The sequence below is a fragment of the Maribacter litoralis genome, assembly GCF_902506355.1.
GTDB classification, from domain to species: domain Bacteria; phylum Bacteroidota; class Bacteroidia; order Flavobacteriales; family Flavobacteriaceae; genus Maribacter; species Maribacter litoralis.
Map to the genome: position 1 here is coordinate 123,965 of NZ_LR733271.1, position 12,813 is coordinate 136,777.

General features: G+C 35.3%; 12 protein-coding genes. 6 read left to right on the forward strand and 6 right to left on the reverse strand.

Features of this window, described 5'->3' with window-relative positions; all coding sequences use genetic code 11:
• Positions 1-15 precede the first annotated feature (15 nt).
• Together EXIGUO8A_RS00580 and EXIGUO8A_RS00585 are read right to left on the reverse strand one after the other, a co-directional pair.
• Positions 16-576, reverse strand: coding sequence for a hypothetical protein (locus EXIGUO8A_RS00580; RefSeq protein ID WP_159301527.1), 561 nt, complete (start codon positions 574-576; stop codon positions 16-18).
• Between the two features lie 292 nt (positions 577-868).
• Positions 869-3,016 carry a VIT and vWA domain-containing protein gene (locus EXIGUO8A_RS00585; protein WP_159301528.1) on the reverse strand — a complete coding sequence of 716 codons (2,148 nt, stop codon included), beginning with the start codon at positions 3,014-3,016 and terminating at the stop codon, positions 869-871.
• A 195-nt stretch (positions 3,017-3,211) separates the two neighbouring features.
• Between EXIGUO8A_RS00585 and EXIGUO8A_RS00590 the strand changes: the two genes are divergently transcribed.
• Positions 3,212-3,670, forward strand: coding sequence for a pyridoxamine 5'-phosphate oxidase family protein (locus tag EXIGUO8A_RS00590; RefSeq protein ID WP_159301529.1), 459 nt, complete (start codon positions 3,212-3,214; stop codon positions 3,668-3,670).
• A gap of 147 nt (positions 3,671-3,817) precedes the next feature.
• On the opposite strand, the gene EXIGUO8A_RS00595 is transcribed toward EXIGUO8A_RS00590, so the two are convergent.
• Positions 3,818-4,576 carry a sigma-70 RNA polymerase sigma factor region 4 domain-containing protein gene (locus tag EXIGUO8A_RS00595; RefSeq protein ID WP_159301530.1) on the reverse strand — a complete coding sequence of 253 codons (759 nt, stop codon included), beginning with the start codon at positions 4,574-4,576 and terminating at the stop codon, positions 3,818-3,820.
• Positions 4,577-4,722: 146 nt separating this feature from the next.
• Here EXIGUO8A_RS00595 and EXIGUO8A_RS00600 point away from each other — a divergent pair, with 146 nt between their 5' ends.
• Complete coding sequence (locus EXIGUO8A_RS00600; RefSeq protein WP_159301531.1) at positions 4,723-7,230, forward strand: cation-translocating P-type ATPase; 2,508 nt, start codon at positions 4,723-4,725, stop codon at positions 7,228-7,230.
• Here the strand turns inward: EXIGUO8A_RS00600 and upp are convergent, their stop codons facing one another.
• Together upp and EXIGUO8A_RS00610 are read right to left on the reverse strand one after the other, a co-directional pair.
• Positions 7,231-7,884, reverse strand: a complete 654-nt coding sequence (upp, locus tag EXIGUO8A_RS00605; protein ID WP_159301532.1) for a uracil phosphoribosyltransferase — start codon at positions 7,882-7,884, stop codon at positions 7,231-7,233.
• Between the two features lie 108 nt (positions 7,885-7,992).
• Positions 7,993-8,754: an SDR family NAD(P)-dependent oxidoreductase gene (locus tag EXIGUO8A_RS00610; protein ID WP_159301533.1), complete on the reverse strand. Its 762-nt coding sequence runs from the start codon at positions 8,752-8,754 to the stop codon at positions 7,993-7,995.
• A gap of 206 nt (positions 8,755-8,960) precedes the next feature.
• Between EXIGUO8A_RS00610 and EXIGUO8A_RS00615 the strand changes: the two genes are divergently transcribed.
• The 3 genes from EXIGUO8A_RS00615 to EXIGUO8A_RS00625 are packed head-to-tail and all read left to right on the forward strand — an operon-like array spanning position 8,961 to position 11,538.
• Positions 8,961-9,806 carry a universal stress protein gene (locus tag EXIGUO8A_RS00615; RefSeq protein ID WP_159301534.1) on the forward strand — a complete coding sequence of 282 codons (846 nt, stop codon included), beginning with the start codon at positions 8,961-8,963 and terminating at the stop codon, positions 9,804-9,806.
• Between the two features lie 16 nt (positions 9,807-9,822).
• On the forward strand, positions 9,823-10,665 hold the full coding sequence (locus EXIGUO8A_RS00620) for a universal stress protein (protein ID WP_159301535.1): 843 nt from the start codon (positions 9,823-9,825) through the stop codon (positions 10,663-10,665).
• A 33-nt stretch (positions 10,666-10,698) separates the two neighbouring features.
• Positions 10,699-11,538, forward strand: coding sequence for a universal stress protein (locus tag EXIGUO8A_RS00625; protein WP_159301536.1), 840 nt, complete (start codon positions 10,699-10,701; stop codon positions 11,536-11,538).
• Positions 11,539-11,565: 27 nt separating this feature from the next.
• On the opposite strand, the gene EXIGUO8A_RS00630 is transcribed toward EXIGUO8A_RS00625, so the two are convergent.
• Complete coding sequence (locus EXIGUO8A_RS00630) at positions 11,566-11,865, reverse strand: thioredoxin family protein (RefSeq protein ID WP_159301537.1); 300 nt, start codon at positions 11,863-11,865, stop codon at positions 11,566-11,568.
• Between the two features lie 113 nt (positions 11,866-11,978).
• Between EXIGUO8A_RS00630 and EXIGUO8A_RS00635 the strand changes: the two genes are divergently transcribed.
• A complete protein-coding gene (locus EXIGUO8A_RS00635; protein WP_159301538.1) occupies positions 11,979-12,812 on the forward strand; it encodes a universal stress protein in 834 nt (277 codons plus the stop codon).
• Position 12,813: the final 1 nt, after the last annotated feature.

Consider the following 12,813-nt stretch of genomic DNA (forward strand, 5'->3'; position numbering starts at 1 on the left):
AAATTTTAAGGGTTATTAATAATTAATTGCTGTTAAAGCGTCTTCTGTATCAAAGTCATCATCGTTCCAAGCAATACTTCTAAGTACTTTTATGTCTTTGATCGTATATGTTTCTGTGTATTGTAATGCTGCTCTTAAAATGGTTCCTTCCTGACCAAATGACTGGTTTGGAAATATGTAGTGTATGTCTGAAATAGGCTCGTAGGCATACTCGTTTTTTACACTTGGCAAGCCGATAAAATCATCATTAGTCACCAAATAATAGAACTCTTCTGTGCTTGCACAACAGGTATTGTATTCAATAGTAATCTTTAATACTTCGGTTACCTCTTCAAGACCTGACTTCTCTAAAACCGAGATGCGCATTTCATCTAATAAACCAAAATCTGCAATAGCTAATGTGGCTAAACTTTTACCGGGATTCTCTGAAGCTATAACATCTAAAGCCCAAGTATCTTCCTCTTCTTGACCAATACTTCTTTGATGGGTAACATTGTATTTATCTGTTAATTGAAACTCTTGTGCTTTAGCAACACCAACGCTACAAATGAAAGCTAATAGAATTAATTTTTTCATGATTTTTATTTTAGTTGTTTTTGTTTCTATACCTCTAAATTACTAGAGATATCGCGTGTTTTTGGTGGTCTTCTAGTATTCGTAGTACCTCATCTAGAATTCGTTGAACAGTGCGTATGTAATCAGTTTATATCTAGTTTTCACTAGGACTTTTATAAAGAAAAACAGACCTCGGAAAAATTAAAGATTAGATAATATAGATAGGCACGAAGCAATCGCTACCAACTTGATACGGATTACTTCATGCCTCGCAACAAAATTTAAAAAACTGCTTACTGAAAACTGATACTGCCTACTTATTTAGCGTTAATGTAATTTCCTTTTTAACGGATTTTAAACTGATTTTCTCCAATTCCAATTGTATGGTTTCATCTATCGTCCAGATACCATTTTCTAGTTTTTCTACACGAACCACTTTTCCATCTACATTGAATTTTATGCGCAAGCTTTCATACTTTTTTAAGTAATTGGTTATTAGTTTGGTATACATCACTTTGAACTCCATTGTCAATTGTCTTTTTACATTCTTCTCTATTTCATTATCAAAATCTATAGTAAACGTGCGTTTAAATTTGCTACTTTCCTTTACCTCTGCTTCTGCACCTACGGCTGAATTATTTACATTATTTGGCATTGGCAATGGTTGCTTCACTTTCTTAAGCGTACCGTCTTTATTGACTATGGCTTCATCAACGGCAACAAATGAGGTGTAATTGGTAAGCAGGTTGTATTTGAGTCCTAGTGCAACCACCTCAGCTTTTACATCTTCGTTGAACAAGTTGTTGTAATCGTCTAAATCCGCTATTTTTTTTCTTGCCCACAAGTAGCCCAAGGCTTTGTTTTGCTTACTTAATTGTCCGTCAGACACATTGTACACTTGTCTAAATCGTTTCTTGCCTTGGTAACCGGTTATTATAATTTTACCCTCTGCCTTGCCCCTATATTTTCCATGCACAACAACTGATCTTGCCGCGAAAACATCGGGTATACTCTTTTGGGCAAGGTCATACATATCAAAACCTTTGGATTCAATCTTCACTCGTGTCAATAATGGCGTTGCTATATAATTTGCAAAGTCTTTGGCCTCTTCTGCAGCTTCTTCAGACGTGGTGGCAATGAACGATTCGCTATTGGAAACCTTTGCCATACCTTCTATTAAATACCTATTGACACTAGAACCAATGCCGAAGGTGAAGACACTGGCTTGGTCTAGATTGTTACGTATAAGTTCAAAGGCTTCTTTTTCAACACTTACATAACCATCGGTAATGACCACCATAGACCTTGCTACGCTCATGTCTTTTCTAGGTGACTTATATGCTGTTTTTAGGGCGCTTAACAATTGTGTGCCTCCACCGCCTTGACCTTCGGATAAGAACCGTATAGCGGCTTCAATATTCTGTTCGTTAATTTCTACAGGGGTGGGACTAAAAATGGTTGAACTCGATGCAAATAACTGAACGTTAAATGTATCGCTCATTCGCAATCCGCATAGAAGATTACGCATCAATATTCTTGACACCTCTAATGGATAACCGTTCATAGAGCCCGATACATCTACGATGAACAAATACTCCCGTGCCGGAATATCATCCAATACCACATTACTATTTGGTTCCATTTGAAATGCAAAGAAATTTTCATCATTACCCTCGTACATTAAAAGTCCGGTTTGTATTTGATTGCCCCTTAAATTGTATTTTAAGATGAAATCTCTGTTCGACGGATTTTTATTCCCTTCGGATAATATAATCTCAGCCGTTTTTGCATCAGGATAATCAACGGCTATGTGGTGTGATGCACTATTGACATTCTGTATGATCATTCCCGCATTTAACCTCACCGAAATATCATAATTAAACGTATCTGCTATTCCTTTAGCGGTATACGGCATATTGAAACTTTCTTCGTTATCCGTATTTTCACCTGTAAACCTGGGTCCCACAACCGCTGGTGCTACAAACTGATATTCGCCATTTACAGGTACCAGAATTTCAGTATAATAGATATCCAACGTAATTTCATCGCCGGGCATAATATTACCAACGTTCATTTGAAACACATTGGGTCTGTCCTGGTCCAATTTCGCAGCACGTTTGCCTTCTTCCAATGCGGAATCATACACCTTTTGTGCCTCTTGCTTTTCAAATATTTTAGCAACAACAAGTCGCTCATCAACAATCATATGCATTTTATGAACCGCTGCTTGTGTAGAAAGCGGAAACACATATTTGGCTTCAATTGCCTCTGCACCCTTATTTTGATAGACTTGTGTAACCCGCACATGGGCAATGGTGCCAGCTATGTTGACTTCTGTAATTGAAGATTTTAAATGTATATTGGCATTCTCGGAAGCGACCAGTAAATAAGGACTATCCCCGTCTTGGGAAAAACCTATAAAACAGGTAATGCAAAGTAAAAAGGTGTAAAGTGGTTTCATGATCGTAGTTTTAGATTATTACTATTTAAAGTCAAATCTAACTGCGAACTACTCGTAAAATGGGTGCCTTTTAGTATTCGTTGGGTATGAACTAGAATTCGTAGTTCACTATAGCTTTTCAACAACTGACGAATATCATGTACCACTAATTCAATGATTTATACTTTTATCGTATCAACAAACAACAATAAGGTCATGAGAAGAAATTTAGATGAAAAGGAATGTGCAGCATTACTAAAGCAAAACTACATTGGTAGACTGGCCTATATTTCTGGTGGATGCCCACATATTGTACCTATCACCTATTTCTATGATGCAGATACCAACACCCTAATAAGCTATTCTTCTGAAGGTCATAAGATTCAAGAAATGAGAAAAAACCCATCTGTGTGTTTATCTATAGATAATATTACCTCTATTTCTAATTGGAAATCTGTGTTGGTTCAAGGCACTTTTGAAGAACTTTCGCGTATTGACGCCAAGCATATGCTACATGAATTCTCTGAGGGCGTTAAAGAATTAATATCAGAGAATTACGGTAAAAACCCTAAATGTATAAGTGAGTTTTCTGCAAAAATAGACACTGAAGAATCGTCTATTGTCTTCCGTATAAAAATCAATGAACTAGCTGGAAAATTAAGGAATACCGACTAGAATACCTTCATAGTAAATTACCTAGGTGCAAGCCCGCGTTGCATTAAAAGGAAATTTACGTTTGATTTCGAGGCAAGCCACGAAGCATTCAAATCTCGATTATCGAGTAAAAAATACTTTCAACTATTGTTGAGAGTATTTTAATTATTAATTGCTATCTATAAGAAATCGCTTCTCAAAACTATTCTTAAGTAATTGTCGTGCAGACGCTAATAACTCTTCTACCTGTTCTTGGGTTGTTTTACGTATGTACGCTATTTCTTCTGTAGTTAAACCCTCGTTAGTAAAGAGTTCAAATACCGTTCTCATTGGCAGGTTCATTTTATCCAAAATTAATTGAACATGATTATATTTACGTTCTTTATCTAATGTAGCATCTAGCTTATCCGCCAGTTGCTTTTCTTCTTCCGTTATAAAGACGTGGTTAAGAGAATAATTGCTTTTATCTAGGGATTTATCATCCATCTCATCTAAAAGTAAAAAATCACCGTCAGCGTCTTGTGTATAGTTTTCTTCCATAGCATCCCATTCTGGTTTGGAATAGGTATCTATATTATCAAAAAACACATGGTCAAACTCCTCCTCTACCAAACTATCTTCTAATAACTCATCTACTTTTTTGAATAGAAAAACATGCAATTCATTTTCACTTTTTATATCATCGATATGATCATACACTTCTATAAAAAGTTGATCTGTAAAATCGCTCGGATTAAACATACCTTTATTTAACTTTCCATTTGCAATGGCACTATTCAACCTTTTAGACACATATCTGTAAATTTGAGGGAGTACCTTTAATAGTTCTGTATTGAAAGATTCTCTATTCTCTTTTCGTTTATAAGAGACCAGTTTAGAATACGTTTCTTTCATTATTATTCTTATATCATTCATGGTAGCTTCCATAATAGTTTACTTTTAAGATTATTACACTATAAAATTGCAATCTTATAGGCGTAAATCATATGATAAATATCAGTGACTTCCCTAAAGATTTCAGATACCTTAGTACTTGATTTGCCTTTTACAAATTAGTACCGAAAAACAATAATATGACCAACCCTACCGACTTTGGAATTACCGGACTCACAGACCAACAGGTTGATGCTTCTAAAGAAAAACACGGCGTAAATTCTTTTAATTACAAGAAAGAAAATAGCTTTTTAAATGCCCTAAAAAGCATTGCTAAAGAGCCCATGGTCATATTGTTACTCATAGCTTCATCTATATATTTCATAACCGGTAATTATGGTGATGGCGTTTTTTTGGCTTCTGCCATTATTCTTGTTGGCTCCATATCGCTATATCAAGATTCTAGAAGTAGAAAGGCTTTAGAAAATCTCGAAAACCTTACCCACCCAAAAAGCAAGGTCATACGTAATGGTGCCGTTGTAGAAATTGATAGCCAAGATATTGTGGTTGGTGATTTTCTTATGGTTGAAGAAGGTACTACCATTTCTGCGGATGGCGTTATAGTTCACTCAAATGATTTTTCTGTAAATGAATCCATATTAACCGGTGAATCACTATCTGTTTATAAGGACGCCACAAGTACAGATAATTTAATTTTTACAGGAAGTACCGTTGCTAGCGGATTGGCAATTGCTCAAATTACAGCAATTGGTAACTTAACTAAACTGGGGGAAATAGGCAAAAGCCTTGAAAACATCAACCAAGAAAAAACACCTTTGGAACTGAAGATTTTCAACTTCGTAAAATCAATGTCCATCTTGGGCGGCGTTGTATTTTTACTCGTTTGGGGAATAAATTACCTGCGTTCTGGTATTGTACTCGACAGTTTACTAAAGGCATTGACCTTAGCCATGAGTATTTTACCTGAAGAAATTCCTGTAGCATTTACCACTTTCATGGCATTAGGTGCGTGGCGATTAATGAAAATGGGAATCGTCGTTAAACAGATGAAGACCGTTGAAACCTTAGGTAGTGCAACTGTTATATGTACTGATAAAACCGGCACTATCACTCAAAACAAAATGGCGTTAGCCAAACTGTTCACATTAAAAACCGGTAATATAGTAAACACTAAAGATATTTTAGGCGATAATGAAAAAGAGCTTATAACTACTTCTATGTGGGCAAGTGAACCAATACCATTTGATCCTATGGAAATTGCCATACATAATGCATATGGTACCTTAACAGATAACGATGAGCGCCCCAATTATAAAATGGTTCATGAATACCCCTTAGGTGGTAAACCGCCAATGATGACCCATGTTTTCCAGGATGATGAGGGCAACCAAATTATTGCCGCTAAAGGTGCGCCTGAAGCTATTATAGCAGTAGCCAATCTTACTATTTCTGAAATTGAAATGATACAAAACACACTTACCGAATTAGGTAAAGATGGGTTTAGAATGCTTGCCGTGGGCATGGCAATATTTGAAGGAGAAAATTACCCAAAAAAACAACAAGATTTTAAATTTGACTTTAAGGGAATTATCGCTTTTTACGATCCGCCAAAAGACAATATTATACAAGTACTGAAGGACTTTGATAGTGCTGGCATACAAGTGAAACTGGTTACTGGTGATAATGCTAATACCGCTATGGCAATCGCCAAACAGATTAATTTTAAAGGATATGAAAAATGTATTTCTGGTGATGAGTTAATGCTACTTACCGATGCTGAACTTCAAGAAAAAGTAAAAGATATCAATGTATTCTCTAGAATGTTTCCCGATGCGAAATTGAGAATTGTAAATGCACTAAAAAAGAACAACGAGGTGGTTGCCATGACGGGCGATGGCGTAAATGATGGCCCGGCTTTAAAGGCTTCACATATTGGTATTGCAATGGGTAAAAAAGGCACCGAAATTGCCAAACAAGCAGCATCCCTTATTTTGGTTGATGATGACCTATATAAAATGGTAGATGCCGTTGCCATGGGTAGAAAAATATACACCAACTTGAAAAAGGCAATTCAGTATATCATCTCTATACACATACCCATCATTCTTACTGTATTTATACCCTTGGCGTTACGTTGGATCTATCCGAATATATTCTCACCCTCCCATGTTATTATTTTAGAATTGATTATGGGACCTACCTGTTCTATCATTTTTGAAAACGAACCTATGGAGAAGAATTTAATGATCAAGAAACCCAGACCTTTTTCAACTACTTTTTTCAACTATAAAGAGCTAACTACTAGCGTTATACAGGGTTTAGCAATAACTATAGGTGCATTAGTAATTTATCAATATACAGTGGCTGTTGGGTTCTCTGAAAACACTACACGTACCATGGTATTTATGGTGTTAATCGTAGCCAATATCTTTTTGACTTTGGTCAATCGTTCTTTCTATTATTCTATTTTCACCACCTTGAAATACAAGAATAATTTGGTTCCGCTAATTATAGGTTTAACGATTATTCTTTCCTTAGCGATAATTTATATACCTGTGTTAGCCAACTTTTTTGAATTTGAAAGTCTAACGCTATCTCAGTTAGGTTTGACCATTCTAATAGGTGCCATCTCCGTTCTTTGGTACGAATTTGTAAAAGCAGCAAAACGCGCTAAGAAAAAAGTATAATTATAGTTTTTCGCCATATGCTAGATCACCGGCATCGCCTATACCTGGTATAATATAACCACGAGCATTCAGTTCTGGATCTACTGCCGCAATCCATAAATGAGTCTGAGCCGGGAAAACGCTTTGTACAAAGTCAATACCCTGTTGCGAGCCAATAACAGAAACAATATGAATTTGTTTGGGTGTGCCATGGTCTTTTAAACCCTTTAACACATTTTCCAAAGTTCTACCTGTAGCTAACATAGGGTCTGTTAACACCAATACTTTGCCTTCTAGAGAAGGTGCCGCAAAATAGTCGACCACGACTTCAAAATCATTTTCGTCGTTTTCATGTTTACGGTAGGCAGATATAAACGCGTTTTCAGCCGCATCAAAATAATTTAAAAGCCCTTGATGCAATGGTAAACCTGCTCTTAAAATAGAACATATAACTACCTGATCTTGGCTTAAGTACATAGATTTATTTCCAAGCGGAGTTTCTATATTTTTAGAACTATATAGCAACTCTTTACTGAACTCATAACCGAGTACCTCTCCTATACGCTCTATATTTCTACGAAATCGCATAGGGTCTTTTTGAATCTGTACATCGCGTATTTCCGAAATAAACTGATTGAGAACTGAATTTTGGTCTCCTAAATTATGAATGGTCATAAATGCTATATTTTAATTCTAAGGTACTGCTTTCAAAAATAAAACTTGACAGTTTAAATGTGATCATTTATACTATCAAGTTTATAAAAAATTAAGATTTACCAAAACCTAGGCATGTATCATTCCTCCATCAATAAGATGTGTGCAACCCGTAATATATTTACTCTCATCTGATGCCAGAAACAAAGCAAGTTCAGCTACTTCTATTGAGGTGGCATATCGACCAAAAGGTACTGTAGCCGTAAAACCATCTTTAACAGCAGTGGGACTATCAGGAGACATATCACTTTCAATTCTTCGCATCATTTCATTATCCACAGGACCTGGATGAATAGTATTGACCCTTATATTTCTAGATGCATTTTCTGCAGCCGCAACTCGCATTATACCTACTACGGCATGCTTCGTAGCTACATATGCGCCCAAACCTGCAAATCCTTTTAAACCTGCGACAGATGATGTAATTATAACGCTACCGCCCTCTTCCATTTTTGGGACAATATATTGACAGCCCAACCAAACACCTTTAAAGTTTACCGCAACTACCTTGTCAAACACTTCTTCCTGATATTCTGAAATTGGGCTTGAAGTGCCTTCTATACCTGCATTGGCAAAGAAAATATCGATTTTACCAAAAGTCTCTAAAGCATGGTTTAAAAACCGTATAGTATCTTCCTTCTTAGAAACATCAGCTCTATAGTAAGATACATTATTATTGTTGAGATTTGTACGTGCTTCAATTATGGCCTCTTCATTATTATCTACCAAAACCACTTTCGCACCTTGTGCCAAGAATAGATTTGCCGATGCCATACCAATGCCACCCGTACCTCCTGTTATTACTACTACTTTACCTTTTAATCTGTTCATCTTTACATATTTTTTTATTGTAGAATCACCATTCTTTTATAAATGTAAATTGTTGAACAATAATATTCTATGACGAATATCAGCAATCGACAGGATCTAGTTTTTCTTCTATTAAATTACTTGCATTTCAGGTTTAGCTCATGATATTTATCATAGGATTTTTTTATGCACTCCTTTACTTTTAAATCATCAATAAAAGATAAGCCATGAAAAATATTCTCATACCCACTGACTTCTCTAACAATGCCGATCACGCCATCTCGTATGCGTTGAACATATTTAAATGCGAACGCGCAAATTTTTACTTTTTACATGCATATGCCGATGAAGTTTACGGACCATATCATAAAGTAGATCCAGAAACTTTTGAAGAGCAGAAGAAGATTATTGCTGATGATTCTGAGAACAAACTGAACAAGCTTGTGACCGAAACCCAAACTAAAACGCATAACCCTTTACATAAATATGAAGCAGTACCCGCTTTTGAATCTTTGGTAGATGCCTTGAACAACTTTGCCGATCTAAAAAATATAGATCTTATAATAATGGGAACCAAAGGTAACACCGCCAGCTCTAAAATAACTTTTGGCAGCAACACCGTACAAGTTTTCAAATATGTAAAATGCCCTGTATTGGCAGTCCCTGACCAATATGATTATAGCCAAGCTAAGAAAATACTTTTTCCCAGTAACTACATGATACCGTACAAACGAAGAGAATTGAAGTTGCTGGATATTTTAGCGGGAGAGTTTAAGGCTGAAGTTCATAGCCTGTATATTTCTGATTTTGTTGATTTGAGCCATAGGCAGTTGGACAATAAGAAGTTCTTGGAAGAATCTCTACCACACGCCAGGTTATCATTTGTAACCATAGGTGTAGAAAATAGGGCTAAAGCCATCTCAAAATACATTGCCGATTATAATATGGACCTTTTGGTTATGGTAAATTCAAGACACTCCTTTCTTGAAGATATGCTTTATAAATCCACTATTGATGAAATCGGTCTTTCGTCTACCATACCATTTTTGGTCATGCAAAACCTTTCTCGTTAACTAAACTTCTATTGCTATGAAAAAGATATTGATTACAACAGATTTCTCGGATAATGCATGGAACGCTGTTTTTACGGCATTAAAAATATATGCAGAAGTAAATTGTCATTTTTACCTACTACATGCTTATGAGCCTACTCCACTAAATTTAATGGGTTCTAAAAGCCAGCAAAGACTTGGTGTAATCTATGATTCGCTTTCAAAATATTCAGCACAAGAGTTAAATGAAACCAATACTTACCTTAAAGCACATCATAATAATCCAAAGCATCAATTTACCACAATATCAAAACCGGGAAACCTTGAAGATTCCGTAGCATCAGTTATCTTCAAAAATGATATAGATTTATTGATTATGGGTACCCAAGGGGCTACAGGTGCCAAAGAAATATTCTTAGGCAGTAATACGGTAAAAGTATTGAACCAAATAAAAAATATTCCCATTATTGCAGTACCTACTGGGTATAATTTTCAAAGTTTGAAGTCCATACTTTTCGCCACCGATTTTAGTGATTCTTACAAGAAAAACCTATTTGACCCCATTATTGAACTTAGCAAAATTTGGAATGCCAGTATTGAAGTAGTTTATGTAGCCGTAGATTTTTATTTGAACGACCACCAAGATGCCCATAAAGAAGTTTTAAAGGAACGGTTATCTGGGTTTGATATTGAATTTAAGAACATACCTTTTGAAATCAATACTTCTAAGAGTATTGACTTGTATGCCAAAGACAAAGAGTCAAGCTTCTTAAGCATTCTAAGACATCAGCATACTTTTTGGGAGAAAGTTATTGGTGAGGCTGTTGTAAAAAAGATAGCTTTTCATTCAAAAATACCCGTCCTGTTCCTACCCCAATAGTATCGCATCTTTTCTAATATCTAATCCATTACAATGAAAAATATCTTAATACCTACAGATTTCTCTGACAATGCCTGGAATGCATTAGTTTACGGAATTTCTTTCTTTAAAAAGACACACTGTACATTTCATATTGTACACATAAATTCTATTAACACCAATGCCAGCGGAGAAGCTGCTATGTACGTATCTCCAGATATTTTAGAAAAAACGATACTGGCAGAAAGTAAAGAAAAACTTAAGGCTCTCAGTAAAAAAATTGAACTGCTACCATTAAACGTTAAGCACGAATTTCACTTTAAAGCTATTTATGGCTTTTTCACAGATCAGCTTAAAGAGTTCGTTAAAAAAAAGAATATTGACCTTATCATAATGGGTACAAAAGGAGCTTCTGGTCTAAAATCTGTTTCTGTAGGTAGTAATACAGGTAATGTTATAACCAAAGTGCCCTGTACACTAATGGCCGTACCAGAAGATGCTACCTATGAGAAAATTGAAGAAATTGGCTTTCCGTCTGATTTAAATTTATTCTATGATGTAAGAATACTAGACACCATTAAAGATATCATTCTCTTGAAAAAATCTGCATTAAGATTGTTGTATGTGTCTAGCAGAGGAGAAGAACTAAATGTCAATCAACTAAAAATCAAAAACTTATTACTTGACTATTATAAAGAAACGGAATGTACTTTTCATGAAGTTACCGGCAAGCATATAGATGAGTCCGTTCAATGTTTTACAGAAAGTAGAAATTTGGATATGTTGATAATGGTCGCCAAAAATATTAATTTTCTAGAACGAATTCTATTTAGACCAACAGTTGAAAAAATTAGTTACCATACCAAAGTGCCATTTCTGGTTATACATGAGTAACAGAGAAGGTTTTATAGCAGAAAAACTTTAACGATGTTCATTTATTGCCAATCTAATATCTTCAATGGGCATAACACCTGTATGCCTCCACAAGGGTAAACCGTTCTTAAATAATACCAAGGTAGGTACGCCCTTAATTTTATATTTTTTTACGATTGCCTTTTCTTCCTCTACATCTAATTCAAGACTATTGATCGCTGTTGACCCTTCTTCTACTATTTTCTCCACTGTTGGTCTCATAAGTTTACAGGGCACACACCAAGATGCATAAAAATACACCAATGTGGGATTTTCCGAGGCAATGGTCTTTTTAAAAAGCTTTCTCATTACACACTAGTTTTATACTATATAATAACCAATTAAATACTTTTCAATACTGACGAATATCATACTATAATCTACCTAATGAAGGTACCTTTATTATATTAAATTATAGTATTATGACACGTATTTTACTACCTACAGATTTTTCTGAAAACGCATTGACCGCTATACGCTATGCTCTTACACTATACAAAGATCTTAAATGCACATTTTTTCTATTGAACAGTTACATGCCGCCGGTATACCACACGGAGTATTTAATGGGTAGTCCGGCGCAAATTGGTCTTGGAGATATTGTACAGCAGAATTCGCAAGACAATCTTAAAAACCTTAAAGAGAAATTATTAAAAGAATTTGATAATCCTTTACATACATTTATTACCCATTCTGCACTAAATGTTCTTTCTAGCGAGGTAAGCAGAACGGTAGAGGCTGAAGATATTGATATCGTTGTTATGGGTACCCAGGGCGCTACTGGTGCTAAAGAAATATTATTGGGCACCAATACGGTTCATGTCATCAAAAATTCTAAATGTCCAGTTTTGGTCATTCCTTCAAAATTTGAATATGAAGCACCTACGCAAATACTTTTCCCAAATGATTTTGAAGTGTCATTAAATAAAAAAAGTTTGGCACAATTACTAAAGATCACCAATTCTCACGTATCGCAGGTAAATGTAATGCATGTAGATACTGGCGACGTTCTTACTCCTACCCAGGAAAATAATAAAAAACAATTGAGCAAAGTATTATCTGAAAGCGGTTTTTTCCATGAAGTTAAATGTAATGAGATTATTGCGGCTATAAATGAATTTCAGATAAAGCAAAAAATAAACTTATTAGTCATGGTACAAAACAAGCATACCTTTTTAGAACGTTTATTTATTGAGCCCGTAATCAAGAAAATAGGCTTTCATGTAACAGTGCCATTTTTAGTAATTCCACAATAAT

Excerpts from the sequence above, each read along its gene's own strand:
- EXIGUO8A_RS00585 (WP_159301528.1), bottom strand. The coding sequence starts at position 3,016 with ATGAAACCACTTTACACCTTTTTACTTTGCATTACCTGTTTTATAGGT.
- EXIGUO8A_RS00595 (WP_159301530.1), bottom strand. The coding sequence starts at position 4,576 with ATGGAAGCTACCATGAATGATATAAGAATAATAATGAAAGAAACGTAT.
- EXIGUO8A_RS00620 (WP_159301535.1), top strand. The coding sequence starts at position 9,823 with ATGAAAAAGATATTGATTACAACAGATTTCTCGGATAATGCATGGAAC.
- EXIGUO8A_RS00600 (WP_159301531.1), top strand. The coding sequence starts at position 4,723 with ATGACCAACCCTACCGACTTTGGAATTACCGGACTCACAGACCAACAG.
- EXIGUO8A_RS00590 (WP_159301529.1), top strand. The coding sequence starts at position 3,212 with ATGAGAAGAAATTTAGATGAAAAGGAATGTGCAGCATTACTAAAGCAA.
- EXIGUO8A_RS00610 (WP_159301533.1), bottom strand. The coding sequence starts at position 8,754 with ATGAACAGATTAAAAGGTAAAGTAGTAGTAATAACAGGAGGTACGGGT.
- EXIGUO8A_RS00615 (WP_159301534.1), top strand. The coding sequence starts at position 8,961 with ATGAAAAATATTCTCATACCCACTGACTTCTCTAACAATGCCGATCAC.
- EXIGUO8A_RS00630 (WP_159301537.1), bottom strand. The coding sequence starts at position 11,865 with ATGAGAAAGCTTTTTAAAAAGACCATTGCCTCGGAAAATCCCACATTG.
- EXIGUO8A_RS00625 (WP_159301536.1), top strand. The coding sequence starts at position 10,699 with ATGAAAAATATCTTAATACCTACAGATTTCTCTGACAATGCCTGGAAT.
- EXIGUO8A_RS00580 (WP_159301527.1), bottom strand. The coding sequence starts at position 576 with ATGAAAAAATTAATTCTATTAGCTTTCATTTGTAGCGTTGGTGTTGCT.
- upp (WP_159301532.1), bottom strand. The coding sequence starts at position 7,884 with ATGACCATTCATAATTTAGGAGACCAAAATTCAGTTCTCAATCAGTTT.
- EXIGUO8A_RS00635 (WP_159301538.1), top strand. The coding sequence starts at position 11,979 with ATGACACGTATTTTACTACCTACAGATTTTTCTGAAAACGCATTGACC.